This window comes from Vibrio sp. 1580, from assembly GCF_033340055.1.
In genome coordinates this window covers 146,402-158,891 of the sequence record NZ_JAWOVT010000004.1, presented here as the reverse complement: position 1 = coordinate 158,891, position 12,490 = coordinate 146,402, and the positions used below count along the sequence as shown (strand labels likewise).

General features: G+C 43.8%; 12 protein-coding genes. 9 read left to right on the top strand and 3 right to left on the bottom strand.

The window, feature by feature from the left end:
• Positions 1–225 precede the first annotated feature (225 nt).
• Positions 226–1,374 (bottom strand): PLP-dependent aminotransferase family protein, encoded by a 1,149-nt coding sequence (locus R7093_RS08090; RefSeq protein WP_017819834.1) that lies wholly within the window; start codon positions 1,372–1,374, stop codon positions 226–228.
• A gap of 125 nt (positions 1,375–1,499) precedes the next feature.
• Here R7093_RS08090 and R7093_RS08085 point away from each other — a divergent pair, with 125 nt between their 5' ends.
• Together R7093_RS08085 and R7093_RS08080 are read left to right on the top strand one after the other, a co-directional pair.
• Positions 1,500–2,369 carry a GyrI-like domain-containing protein gene (locus R7093_RS08085; protein ID WP_005387011.1) on the top strand — a complete coding sequence of 290 codons (870 nt, stop codon included), beginning with the start codon at positions 1,500–1,502 and terminating at the stop codon, positions 2,367–2,369.
• A gap of 80 nt (positions 2,370–2,449) precedes the next feature.
• On the top strand, positions 2,450–3,352 hold the full coding sequence (locus R7093_RS08080; RefSeq protein ID WP_086047522.1) for a LysR family transcriptional regulator: 903 nt from the start codon (positions 2,450–2,452) through the stop codon (positions 3,350–3,352).
• A 77-nt stretch (positions 3,353–3,429) separates the two neighbouring features.
• On the opposite strand, the gene R7093_RS08075 is transcribed toward R7093_RS08080, so the two are convergent.
• Entirely contained in the window at positions 3,430–4,233 is an 804-nt protein-coding gene (locus R7093_RS08075; protein WP_318146593.1) for an SDR family NAD(P)-dependent oxidoreductase, read from the bottom strand.
• Between the two features lie 228 nt (positions 4,234–4,461).
• Here R7093_RS08075 and R7093_RS08070 point away from each other — a divergent pair, with 228 nt between their 5' ends.
• On the top strand, positions 4,462–4,701 hold the full coding sequence (locus R7093_RS08070; protein WP_005373737.1) for a YdcH family protein: 240 nt from the start codon (positions 4,462–4,464) through the stop codon (positions 4,699–4,701).
• Between the two features lie 73 nt (positions 4,702–4,774).
• On the opposite strand, the gene R7093_RS08065 is transcribed toward R7093_RS08070, so the two are convergent.
• Entirely contained in the window at positions 4,775–5,446 is a 672-nt protein-coding gene (locus tag R7093_RS08065) for a cupin domain-containing protein (protein ID WP_005387008.1), read from the bottom strand.
• Positions 5,447–5,654: 208 nt separating this feature from the next.
• Here R7093_RS08065 and R7093_RS08060 point away from each other — a divergent pair, with 208 nt between their 5' ends.
• The 6 genes from R7093_RS08060 to R7093_RS08035 all read left to right on the top strand — a co-directional run bounded on the left by R7093_RS08060 (position 5,655) and on the right by R7093_RS08035 (position 12,472).
• The gene (locus R7093_RS08060) at positions 5,655–6,803 is read left to right on the top strand and encodes a hypothetical protein (protein WP_167416168.1); all 1,149 of its coding nucleotides are present in this window, start codon (positions 5,655–5,657) and stop codon (positions 6,801–6,803) included.
• Positions 6,793–7,719: a metal ABC transporter solute-binding protein, Zn/Mn family gene (locus R7093_RS08055; protein ID WP_206957464.1), complete on the top strand. Its 927-nt coding sequence runs from the start codon at positions 6,793–6,795 to the stop codon at positions 7,717–7,719. Before R7093_RS08060 ends, R7093_RS08055 begins: the two co-directional genes overlap by 11 nt.
• A 2-nt stretch (positions 7,720–7,721) precedes the next feature.
• Positions 7,722–8,546 carry a metal ABC transporter permease gene (locus R7093_RS08050; RefSeq protein WP_318146592.1) on the top strand — a complete coding sequence of 275 codons (825 nt, stop codon included), beginning with the start codon at positions 7,722–7,724 and terminating at the stop codon, positions 8,544–8,546.
• 270 nt (positions 8,547–8,816) lie between these two features.
• Positions 8,817–9,536 carry a 3-oxoacyl-ACP reductase FabG gene (fabG, locus tag R7093_RS08045; protein ID WP_033906346.1) on the top strand — a complete coding sequence of 240 codons (720 nt, stop codon included), beginning with the start codon at positions 8,817–8,819 and terminating at the stop codon, positions 9,534–9,536.
• A 313-nt stretch (positions 9,537–9,849) separates the two neighbouring features.
• Positions 9,850–10,578, top strand: a complete 729-nt coding sequence (locus R7093_RS08040) for a hypothetical protein (RefSeq protein WP_053808946.1) — start codon at positions 9,850–9,852, stop codon at positions 10,576–10,578.
• A 520-nt stretch (positions 10,579–11,098) separates the two neighbouring features.
• Positions 11,099–12,472, top strand: a complete 1,374-nt coding sequence (locus R7093_RS08035; protein WP_042523226.1) for a carbohydrate porin — start codon at positions 11,099–11,101, stop codon at positions 12,470–12,472.
• Positions 12,473–12,490 lie beyond the last annotated feature (18 nt).

Below are 12,490 nucleotides of genomic sequence, written 5' to 3'. Positions count from 1 at the left end.
CTGCGAAGTTGATGTCTTTGACTGAAAGATAGACGTAACTTTTCTAACCATCAAATACGTGATTGAGTTCTCATTTTTATATGAGTGAGAGGTTCAAGAGAAAACAGGCACTTACTGTAGAGAGTTGATTTGAAGGAAAATATAAATTTTTTTGGGGAACTTTTTTGATGCTGCCTTTGAGACTTTTTTTGAATCTCAAAGGCAGGTTCTTACACTCGCGTTCAATTACAACGTGTTGAGGACATCCGCGAGTCGAGAGACAGCTGTCGTCAGTTCTTCTGGTGTAGCATTGGTAAAGTTAAGACGCAGAGCGGCTTTTACCTTTGAACCTTCTGGATAAAAGACCGGGCTCGGCACTACGGCAACCCAGTTTGCGAGAAGGTTTTTCGCCAGTTCGAAGGTGTCGCATTCTGGAATCTCGACCCAAACGAACATGCCACCATCGACGGGTTTGAGTACGCAACTTTCTGGCAGCTGTTTTTGCAGCTCAGCAAACATGACATCGTAACGTGATTTGTAAAGCGCACAGATGGTTGAAATGTGCGTTTCGAAGTTGTCATGTTGCAGCAGACCATGCAGCAAAGCTTGCATAGGAATACTAGAGTGCAGATCGGCACCTTGTTTAATTTTGATGAGTGGCTCAAGGTAGCTGCTTTTGCCCGTAACTACACCAATACGCAAGCCTGGTGAAGCTATTTTGGAGAAAGAGCGCAATACGATGGAGTGCTGTGGGCAGAAGTCCGAAACCAGTGGAAGCGCTTCACCAGAAAAACGCAGCTCGCGGTATGGCGCGTCTTCGATGAATGCCACGTCGTATTGTATACAAAGCTCGGCAACTTTTTGGCGAGTCTCTAGCGCCCAGCATACGCCCGTTGGGTTGTGAAAATCGGGTACGGCGTAGAACATTTTTGGTTGCTGCGTGGCAAAGCATTGTTCGAGTTCTTCTAGGTTTGGGCCACACTCGGTTTGTGAAACGGTCACGATGTTGGCTTGCACTAGACCGAATACTTGCATAGCACCAAGGTAGCTCGGTGCTTCCATCACCACTTTATCGCCCGGATTTACGTACGCACGCGCAATCAAATCTAGCCCTTGCTGAGAGCCCGTTGTGATCATAGCCAAATGAGATTCCGGCAGCTGGTAATAATCGGTCAAAAAGTTAAGTAGCGGGGCGTAGCCTGCTGTTGCGCCGTATTGAAACACCTCTGGCATATTAGCGAGGTTTTCGAGCGTCGGTTTCATTAAGTCGATCGGGAAGGTTTTTTCGTCCGGCAAGCCACCTGCAAGAGAAATGACGTTCTTATCGCTCGCTGCTGCGAGGATCTCTCGGATATAGGATGACTTAGTTTGTTGTAATGACTGTGCGATTTCCATGTGCTGTGCTTCTCGTAATTGTCTTTTTTTATGTCAGAAATAGTATAGGTAAATTGCCAAGCTTGGTGTGTCCATTTATGCTGTTAAACATGTCCATTTATGCTATTTAAGCGAAAGTTTACTCCGTGAGCCATCAACAAGTTTCCAGAATCAATGACGTGCTGTTTTACATTCACCAGGACATTAGCAGAGATTTATCGGCTAAAGAGCTAGCAGATGTAGCAGCCTATTCTGAACAGCACTTCCATCGTATTTTTAAAGATGTGGTAGGGGAGTCTGTCCATCAATATATCCGTCGAACAAGAATGGAATACGCCGCCAATCAACTGATGTTTGATACCAGCTCATCGGTGTTAGACATTGCTAACAAGTGCGGCTTTAGCTCGGTATCTTCTTTTAGCCGAGCGTTTAAAGCAACGTTCGCTATGTCTCCTGGTGCGTGGCGAAAGCATGATTTACAAGTCGCAGAAAAGCCGTATCTAAAAGATCCAGAAGTGGCTGCGGGTTATCATCGGGTTGCTAAACGCGAGTTGCCAGAACCTAAAATTATGGAGGTTCCACAACGCTTTGCGGCTTATGTGCGGCATGAGGGTTATAGCCGTTCCATTCGTAATGCGTGGCTGATTTTGAAGGCGTGGGCAAGCTCTGAGAATCGGGACTTTTCGGTTCAATACGGTTTGCATCACTCCAACCCCGCTTGGGTTGAGCTCGATAAGTGTCGCTATGTGGCTTGTATGGCGATTGATAAGCCGCTTAAAGTACGCGGTGTCGTGAATCAAATGACGATTCCGGGTGGTTTGCATGCTGTTTTTCGCTTAACAGGGGTATATGGAGAGCTTCTTCCTCAATTGAGTATGGTGTTAGAGAAGTGGTTGCCGAATTCAGGCTTTAAGCAGCGTTCTACTCCCGCTTATGTTCACTATCATAAAAACCATTTCCTTAGCCATGATGAGGCGTTTGAGCTGGACTTCTATCTGCCCATCAGTTTTTTCTAACTGGAGTATTTATTTACTATCCGTAAGGAAGAAAATGCTAAGCTCTATATGGTGATTTGTTACAAATAATTGAAAATTAAATGAACATCGATCATGTAAAGCTATTTGTCCGTTTGGCTTCGACACACAACATCAGCATGGCTGGTCAGGAGCTTGGACTTTCTCCTGCTGTCGCTAGTGCGCACATCAACAAACTTGAGGACAGCTTAGGAGTTCGTTTAGTTCATCGCACCACACGCAAAGTTTCCTTAACTGAAGAAGGGCAGGCTTTTTTACCTCACGCGGAGGAGGTCCTTGCAACAGTGGAGGCAGCAAGGGGAGCTGTTGGCTCAGGGCAGAGTGCGCCAACGGGAGTATTACGTATAACCGCCTCTGCAACTTTTGGTCGCTTGCATATTGTGCCCGCATTAAAAGGTTTTATGGCGCGTTACCCAGGGTTAACCGTGGACTGCCGATTTTCTGATTCCATTATTGATCTGGTTGAGGGAGGTTTCGATGTCGCCATTCGTGTCGCTGAGTTGAAAGATTCTTCATTGGTCGCAAGAAAGCTTGCGCCAGATCGTCGTATTATCGTTGCATCACCAGATTATATTGAACAATTTGGGAGACCTAACAAGCCCCAAGACTTGACGAATCATCAATGTATTAACTTAGTTGGAATGAATAATTGGTCATTCAATACAAAAGATGGAATGGTCAATGTAAGAACTTCTGGTCGTTTTAAAACTGATAATGGTGATGCGATGAGAGACGCGACGGTAAACGGGTTAGGTATTTCTATCAACTCGGTTTGGAGTGTTTATCAAGAATTACAAAGTGGTCAGCTAGTGGAAGTACTCGAAGATCACCCTTTAGCGATGGATGCTGGGATTTGGGCTGTGTACCCAAGCTCTCGTTTAATTGCGCCTAAGGTGCGTGCCTTTATTGATTTCTTTGCTGAATACTATGGCACGCCACCTTATTGGGAGTTTGCGGAAAAGTGATAACAAGTTTCACTTATCGAATACATTGTTTTTAAGGTCCGAATAAAAACGAACCTCAAGATAATTCTTAATTGTTATTAATAGAGTTTGCTTAGGATTAATTCAATACTATCAATTATCTGCTGTGTTTTGCTTTGATCTAATGCATCAGGGTGTGGGGGCGCGAATGCTTCAATGTCATTATCGAAGTACATACCATGCGCTTGAGCAAACTCTTCTGATAGCGCAGCGCGAGTTAGAATATCTGCTCCTAAGCGGATATCACCACCAGCAACCCCATAAGCATCTTTAACCATCTTACTACCTAGGAATGATTTTGGGTTTACTGATACCAACATAGGGCCAGTGTTCTTAAGCTTTAGTCCGATTGCTCGTGACCACATCGTTAATGCCAATTTGCTTTGGGCATATGCTTCGCCATCTGACAATGGTTTATTACCGACTAAAGCGCTAGTGTTTACTGTTGTTTGTGCAGCTGAAGACAAATTAACCACACGACCCGTATCACCGAGCAACGGCAATAGCTCTCTAGTGAGTAAGTAGGGAGCAATGGTGTTGACTGCGAAGCGTACATCAAGACCCTCTTTAGTTCTTGGATTTGGTGTTGCGTACACACCAGCATTGTTAATGATGACGTCTAAATGATTGAACCGTTCTGTTATCTCCATCACTATCTGTTTTACCGCATTGGGAGAGGATAAATCAGCAACAAGGCTTTCAACTTTACCACTTTTCATCTCCCTCAAACTTTGCTCAACTTGTTGAACTTTCTCTATATTCCGGCCATGGATTATTACGTGTTGTTCACGGTTAATTAACATTTTCGCGGTTTCTAAACCAATACCGTCAATAGATCCAGTAACTAGAATTGTCTTTCGCATGATCGCTCTCATTGTTGAGGGTTATTATAGAACGATCATAGTGGCATCTTTTGCATTCGACTATTGAGACTAAAAAGAAAACACTTTCTAGGAAAAATTGAAAATAACTTTGTTGTTCTTTTTGTGGACGGTGCGACGAATTAACGTCTCATTAGATGCTACGGTTATACATGTGGTGCTCAAAAATTAGGCACTATTTTGTACTCAAATAATAGCCAAGAGGTCTCTATGTTAGGTGAAAATCACTCATTAACTCATGAATTCCCAGAACATTTGGATACCATTACCCAGCTTACCGAAAACGATGCATCATTTGCTGAAACCGTTAAAAACTACAATGCTTTAGATAAGGAAATCCGCGTACTAGAACTTCAAGGAAGCCCGATTGATGATCACGAAATGAACGTGTTAAAACATAACCGGGCTGAGCTCAAAGACTGGCTCCACTCGCGAATAATGGGTTCTTAGTAACGAAATGATCATCGGCTCGTAAATTGCGGGCCGATTTTAGTTCCAATGGACGATGCCAAGTTTGCAAACATTAGGAGTGCTGAGCAGGAGCTTGGAGCGGCAGGTGACCAGTTTTTACCCAAATGATCGTTTCTTGCTCTACAAAAGGAAAATGCTCGCTCATATGTGGGCTTCGGATCCAAGAGAGAGCGGGATAGGTACCTAGCTCGTCTCTAAACTCTCCTGACAATACGAAAATCTCTTCACCACCAAAGTGACGGTGTGGTTGAAATTTCTCACCTTTTGGCCATTTAACCAACGCGACATGTTCGTGCTCAAAATTATGTAGAGGCATGACTTGCAACCCACCGACACCACTCTGCCAGCTCGCTTGGTTTGTATTAATGCGAACTGTTTCAAGATCCTCAGATTCGAACTGATTTAGTTTAACTAAAATCACACAGCCTTCTTCGCTAAATGGTGCGTGTTGACTTCCTGGAGGGTTACGAAGGTAAGTGCCGGCAGGGTAGTCACCGTATTCGTCAGAGAATACTCCCTCGAGCACCAATATTTCTTCTCCTTGAGGGTGAGGATGAGTCGAAAACTGCGAATTTGGCTCGTATTTAACGACGCTGGTGGTATGCCCTGATTCTTTGGCTTCTCGTTCCAAAGGTTTGCGCCACACACCTTTGGAAGGGCTGGCGATCCATTCCTGTTGAGCAGTATCTATCACGATTCTTTTTGAAAAATCCATATTCAACATATTGAAATTCCGTTACTTATTTAATTACTAATTCTCATTAGTATACGTTTAAAAAACATCAATTGATTCATTTGTTGATAGCCTAATTCATGGATTGAGTACGAACATGAAATCGGAACCTAATTTAAATTTCTGCTTGTGTAATGAGAATTGTTATATTATAACATCGCAAAATTAAATGTTATAACATAACAAAAAGGAAAAAGTAGTGAATAAGAAATTGGTGTCTCTCGTGATCGGTAGCATTTTTGCATCCCCTGTTTTTGCCGACACACTATCGAACCCACAGATTGGTGTTGTTGTTGATGGCTACTACCAAGATGGCCAACGTCATAATTCTGAGCGCGAAGAAGGCTTTGGTCTAGGCCATACGGAATTAAACTTCTCATCGAATATCGACGACAAGTTTTACGGCGCATTGACCGCGGTTCTTGAAAGTCACGGTGATGAGACAGAATTAGAGCTTGAAGAGGCATTCATCGAAACTTTGGCATTGCCATATGGTGTAAATGTGCGCGCTGGCCGATTCCTATCTGACTTTGGTTATCTGAATAACCAACACATGCACACCGATAGCTTTGTCGAGCGTCCAATTGCTTATCGTACTTTCCTTGGCTCGCACTACTACGATGATGGTGTACGTGCAAACATCGTGTTGCCAACCGACCTTTACGTAAAATTTGGTGTAGAAGCGCTTAGTGGTAGCAAAATGTCTTCTGTCGAAGATGGTTCTGAAGTTGGCGTGTACACCACGACGCTGAAGCTTGGGAATGACTTCTCCGAATCTTCAAGTTGGCAGTTTGGTTTAAGTTACCTGCGCAACGAAAACGGCAAGGTTAAAGAGTTCGAAGATCACGACCACGGTCATGAAGAAGAGCATGATCACGATCACCATCACCATCATGGCGCAGCAGTGACAGGTGCGAACCTTTACGGGGCTGATTTTGTTTGGAAATGGGCACCAGACGGTAATTACAAATACAGCAACTTCACGCTATCGGCTGAATACATGCTGTTAGACGGTGTGGTAGACAGCAAATATAAAAACGATGCAGAGTCACCAGACAACTTAAGCGCTTACTATGTTTCGGGCGTTTATCGCTTCAACCCAAGCTGGTCAGCAGGTCTACGTTACGGCGAAGCAGAAAGCTACGATGGTCATGCACACGGTGACCACATGCATTTCACTGAGCTGAATGATAAAGAAATGGATGCGATGATCGCATGGGATTCTTCTCATTTCGGTACTATCCGTGCGCAATACACTCGCATTGATAACCAAGACAGCGAGACAGACAACGTGTTCACTCTGCAATATGTGATGACATTTGGAGCGCACGGTGCTCATGCATTCTAAGCTGACATTGAATAAATGCAGTTTGGTGATGATGGCGGCAGGAGCTGCCATCATCTCTTCGCCTGCTTTGGCTCTCAACATCTTCGTTTGTGAGCCAGAATGGAAAGCCTTTCTTGAAAGCCACGCGCCAGATGCCAGTATTTATTCAGCGACAACGGCTAAGCAAGACCCACATTACGTACAAGCTCGCCCTTCTTTGATTGCGAAGATGCGCCAAGCGGACATGGCAATGTGTTCGGGCGCAGAACTAGAGGTGGGGTGGTTACCTATGCTGCAAGTTCGTAGCAGCAATGCGGCGGTGCAAAATGGTGCGCCGAGCATGATCTACGCGACGGACTTCGTGCGCATGTTAGATACTCATGCTCACGTTGACCGTAGCATGGGAGATATACACGCTCACGGTAACCCACATGTTCAATTTGCGGCAAATGACATGATTCCATTATCTCGTAAAGTCACGGAGCGCCTAAAAGCGATTGATCCCGACAACGCACCAAGTTACCAAGTGAATGGTATGAAGTTTCGTGCTCATTGGCGTAAAAAGCTTAAAGAATGGAATGAGAAAGGGGCTGCTTTAAAGGGTAAGCAAGTTGTCGGTTATCACGCGACGTATCGTTATTTGTACGATTGGCTCGGAATGAAGCAGATTGCCGATCTCGAACCTAAACCGGGCATTTCACCGACCACATCTCACCTGCAATCACTTACCAAGTTAGATGCTGACAGTTTTGATGCGATTGTTTACTCTTCTCATCAGGATCAGCGTCCAGCGAACTGGTTGCAAGATCATACTGACAAACCTGTGATTCAACTGCCATTGACCGTTTCTGAGGGTGAAAGCTTGGATGGGATGTACGATCAGGTCATTGATGATTTACTGGATGTGTTAGTGCCGCCCGTTCCTGTGAAGATCTAAGTATGGCGGATTATGCATGGCTTTTACCTGCGGTTTTGTGTGGTTTAATTGCGTTGGTTGGCAACATCGTTCTGGGGCAACAAGTTCTTAATCGTCAGATCATCTTTATAGATTTGGCGGTGGCGCAAGTCGCGGCATTGGGGGCCGCACTAAGCCACTACTGGTTAAGCCAATACGCGCTGTTCTCAGGCTCATTCTTTGGCGAAATGATTGGCCCTTGGGTGATGTCTTTGATGCTTTGCGGTTTGATTGCCTTAATGGAGAAACGATACCAGCAACATTTAGAGCCTATGATTGGCAGCTTGTTTGTTGTGTCTGCATCGCTGGCGATCCTGCTAGTGAGTAAAGACCCACACGGCGGAGACTTTATTCAAGGCATTCTTAATGGGCAATTGTTATGGGCGACTTGGGCAGACGTTTGGCCTTTGGCACTCATTACCGCTGCGATGTTGCTATTGGTTTGGTTAAAACCTGCGTTTATGCGCGGTAGTGGTTTTTATCTGATCTTTGCTATTCTGATGCCCATTACGGTCAAGTTAACCGGCATTTATTTAGAATTTGCTTTGTTGGTGATTCCAGCTTTATGTGCGGCAGCATTGAAGGGAACTCGATTCTTTGTCGCCAGTATCAGCATTGGTATTGTTGGGATCTTATCGGGTATTGCCGCATCGGCTCGCTATGACTTACCGAGTGGTGCGAGTATTGTGATCACCCTGTTTATTGCTGGCATGTTGTTTAATCTCTTGCTTCAGCCTTTTCTGGTGAAAGTAACAAAACCAACTTTTGTAAGAGATGAAGAGACAAGTAATATTGGTCTGATGAAGTAGTATTTGATTAATCAGACCAATACTTTTCTATCCAAGTCCTCCAATCGCGTAACTTTGCGCCTTCCAACACACTTTCTTACGTTGATCTTGCCATAGTCATCAAGTTGCCTTGATTAGTTCACATCCGACTCCCAGACTGTTTCTATAGTTTTTATAAGATATAAAAGACCCTGCGTATGAGAAGCGCAGCTGTAACGCGACTAGGCATAAAAACAAAAAACGCTAGGGATACAAGCGAATTTGTAATCTCAACATTTAAGGAAGACCAAGATGAAACCGGAAAAAGTAGCAGTAGTCACTGGTGCGGCTCGTGGTATTGGCCAAGCGATTTGTGAGCAATTACTGGAGGATGGATTCCACGTAATCGGGCTAGACATATCTCCCGTGGAATGGAGTCAGTCGGCGCAGCTAAGCAGTTATCAAGTCAACTTGTGTGATGCCGAAGCCGTAAGTGAAGTAGTAGAAAGTGTTGTAGAGCAGCACGGAAGAATCGATGCTCTGGTTAACAACGCAGGCATCACTCGAGATGCACTGTTGCCAGACATGTTAGAGCAAGACTGGGACAGCGTGATCGACGTGAACCTGAAAGCGGTGTTCTTACTCACCCAACGTGTTGCTCCTGTCATGCTAGAGCAGGGTGCAGGTAGTATTGTTAGCATTTCTTCTATAGTGGGAACGGATGGTAACATCGGCCAGAGCAACTATGGCGCAAGTAAAGGCGGCGTCATCTCAATGAGCAAAGGTTGGGCGAAAGAACTTTCAAGAAAGGGTGCACAGATACGCGTCAACTGTGTCGCGCCAGGCTTTATCGCCACCGATATGACCAAGAACCTGCCAGAGAAAGTCATTCAAATGATGGAAGGCAAAACCCCATTAGGGCGCATGGGCTCAGTTCAAGATATTGCCAATGGCGTCTCTTTCCTAACCTCAGACAAGAGCGCCTACATTACAGGCCAAGTGCTCAAGATTGACGGTGGGTTGGTCTTATAGCTCGCTAATCAAAACGTCAAATACCAAACGCCCTTTACTTATATGAAGGGCGTTTTTGTTTGAGGAATGTTATTCGGGCTTTTGACACTTTCACTTTATTCGTTTCGCACTGCCGGACTTGTATGATTAAGTATAGAGTGAGTACACATAATTCACTTTTACATCGTTCTCTGTTATTAACCTAGATATGTAGCTAATCAAAAATATTAACTTCGAAATAGAATAGCTGTTGAGGTATTAAAGTATGATTTTGTTGCCCATGGTATTAATTTAAATGATAATGCCAAGAAATAATTAACTTTGAATACTCACTATGTACTTAAAAACTGTACTGTTTAGCGCGTCAACTCTTCTTATTTTGGGTTGTAACTCCGAATCAACTAACCCATCTACTGAAGAAAGCGGATGGATAGTTGTAAGCTCTCACTCCGAGCCAAGAAAGCATCAGGTAATTTACGAAAAACATAGCAGGAAAGGTCTAAGTCTTGCCACTAACGTTCCGGATCTTGACCTGCCTTTAACTTACCAACTGGCGAACCAAATTATTGAGGTCAAAGAAGAGCTTACATTTGGTGAAAATATTGACGGGAATCGCCTAACTTGGAAAGCTATTGGCAATTCTAAACTTAGAGAAAATCAAGTCCACTACGGAGTTAATAAAGATTACTCAGCTTCTAATGAAGGTATTGCTATCGGTTATGTTAACTTTGAGTCGAGGTTTGAGGCTGAAGGACAGCTTGGAATCGAAAAGTTAGTAATTGCGATGTATAACGATGTCAAGAGTGTCGAATTTTACTCTGGATGGGATAGTTCTAAAATATCTTGTTACCAAAATACGTTTGATGAAGACTTAGCTTGTTACGGTGAAATTTTAATTAACGACGATATAGTTCATGTTTTTGATAAATATCTGTCGTATGAATATGTAAACATGGTTTACGACACCGTTATGTCCAAAGGTCGAGAAGATATAATTGAGGCAGATTTTCAACATCAAATTAAATACTTACTAGTTGAAGAGAATAACGTTGAGATGCATTAGCTTGATTACTTTTTGGTAATGAGTGGCTTTTCGAAGCCGAAGTGACCATGAGCAAGATTATTAGATTTTACAAAACTCATTTATGTTCAAAAAATGAGTTTTGTAGATATTAAAATGCATGGAGCCAAATGCTCTCACTGATTCTATGAAGTTTTTTGTGCGCTCTAACCACAAGACAATCTATAAAAGACGTTGAGCCAACGTCTTTGCCACAATGCCACCTGTTAATAAGGCTTTCAATGCCTCTTTCTCATTACTATTCAAATGTGCGCTGGTTAATGATTTTTCTGTAAGTAACACAATTGAACGTGATAGAAGTAACAAAATTACCTCTTTGCGGTAACGTTCCCGAAAAGTTTATATATTATCGCCCTCATTGATATAAGTAGTAGAGACGCTCTGAGTACGAGCGCTCTGAAATTCAGGCTTTAGATGGACATTTAAAGTCACCATAAGTTTGCGATTTTTCTTGGGAACGTTTGCAATATGCCTAAGTATAAATTTACGTGAGACTATGGAAATGAAACTACACACTTTGACGATGGCAGTAGCGCTTGGACTGGTTACTGCACCTGTATTCGCAGCAACAGATGTTGACGCTCTTGAAAAGCGAATTAATGAATTAGAACAGAGACTTGAACAGACAGAAAAAGCATCCACAGAAGCAAATGAGAAAGCCTCAAGCTTTGAGTTTCACGGCTACGCTCGTTCCGGGCTACTGATTAATGACGATCTGAATGGTGCAGTGGGTACTGGTCCTTACATGACGGCAGCTGGTGCTATTGGCGCTCCAGTTGGGCGATTAGGGGTAGAGGATGATCACTATGTGGAAGCAAACCTTATTCACAAACGTTTTGCAGATGATGGTTCCAGCGCATTGTTCCGAATCATGTTGGCAGATAGTACGGAAACCAATAACGAATGGACGGCGAGCGAGAGTCAATTAAACGTTCGTCAGGTATATGCTGAGCTAAACAAGTTGAGTATGTTCTCTGAATCAAGAGCTTTTGCTGACGCGACGTTTTGGGCTGGTAAACGATTTGATCGTGATAACTTTGACATTCACTTCTTTGACTCGGATATTGTTTTCTTATCTGGCACTGGTGCTGGTGTGTATGACGTCCAAATGAGCGAATCATGGAAAGCAAACTTCTCGATCTATGGTCGTGATTTTGGTGAGATTGATAGCTCGTCAACGGATGTTGAAAACTATATCGCGACAATGAACAACCGCTTCGGTAATTGGCAATTGATGCTGAGCGGCATGACGTCAGCTGATAACAATGATCGCGTAGAAGGAGCAGCGGACAAAGGTTTACATGCGATGTTTGCTTACCATGGCGATACCTTCTTTGGCATGAGTGAAGGCTTCTCTAAAACCGGTATTTTGATGGGTGATGGACTGGGTGCGGAACTTAAAGGCATCGGTTCAAACGGAGATTTGTTAGAAGACGCAAAAGCCGTACGCTTGTTCAGCTATGGTGTAACACGCATCGGCGACAACTGGCGTGTAGCACCTGCGTTGCTAGCAGAACACAGCCAAGATCGCTTTGCTAAAAATGATGAATTTACGTGGGCATCGTTCAACATCCGCTTAGCGCAAGAGTTTACGCAGAACTTTGAGATGGTTTATGAAGGCTCATACCAATACATGGACCTAGACAATGCGATTGATAAAGCAAGTGGCAGTTTTTACAAAGCGACAATCGCACCAACGCTTAAGATGTCTACCGCTGCAGGTTTCTTTGACCGTCCGGAGCTACGTTTTGCAGTTAGCTACGTTGATTGGAGCGAAGACTTGAATGGCTACTCGATTAGCCAGGATGCGGGTGCTGCAACGATGGGTGATGGTGGTGAAGTTCTGTTTGCACTGCAAATGGAAACTTGGTTCTAAAGGGATCTAACCGACAAA

What these genes read in the sequence shown, in the direction of transcription:
- R7093_RS08080 (WP_086047522.1), top strand. Translation starts at nt 2,450, where the DNA reads ATGAACATCGATCATGTAAAGCTATTTGTCCGTTTGGCTTCGACACAC.
- R7093_RS08090 (WP_017819834.1), bottom strand. Translation starts at nt 1,374, where the DNA reads ATGGAAATCGCACAGTCATTACAACAAACTAAGTCATCCTATATCCGA.
- R7093_RS08040 (WP_053808946.1), top strand. Translation starts at nt 9,850, where the DNA reads ATGTACTTAAAAACTGTACTGTTTAGCGCGTCAACTCTTCTTATTTTG.
- R7093_RS08035 (WP_042523226.1), top strand. Translation starts at nt 11,099, where the DNA reads ATGAAACTACACACTTTGACGATGGCAGTAGCGCTTGGACTGGTTACT.
- R7093_RS08070 (WP_005373737.1), top strand. Translation starts at nt 4,462, where the DNA reads ATGTTAGGTGAAAATCACTCATTAACTCATGAATTCCCAGAACATTTG.
- R7093_RS08050 (WP_318146592.1), top strand. Translation starts at nt 7,722, where the DNA reads ATGGCGGATTATGCATGGCTTTTACCTGCGGTTTTGTGTGGTTTAATT.
- R7093_RS08075 (WP_318146593.1), bottom strand. Translation starts at nt 4,233, where the DNA reads ATGCGAAAGACAATTCTAGTTACTGGATCTATTGACGGTATTGGTTTA.
- R7093_RS08065 (WP_005387008.1), bottom strand. Translation starts at nt 5,446, where the DNA reads ATGTTGAATATGGATTTTTCAAAAAGAATCGTGATAGATACTGCTCAA.
- R7093_RS08055 (WP_206957464.1), top strand. Translation starts at nt 6,793, where the DNA reads ATGCATTCTAAGCTGACATTGAATAAATGCAGTTTGGTGATGATGGCG.
- fabG (WP_033906346.1), top strand. Translation starts at nt 8,817, where the DNA reads ATGAAACCGGAAAAAGTAGCAGTAGTCACTGGTGCGGCTCGTGGTATT.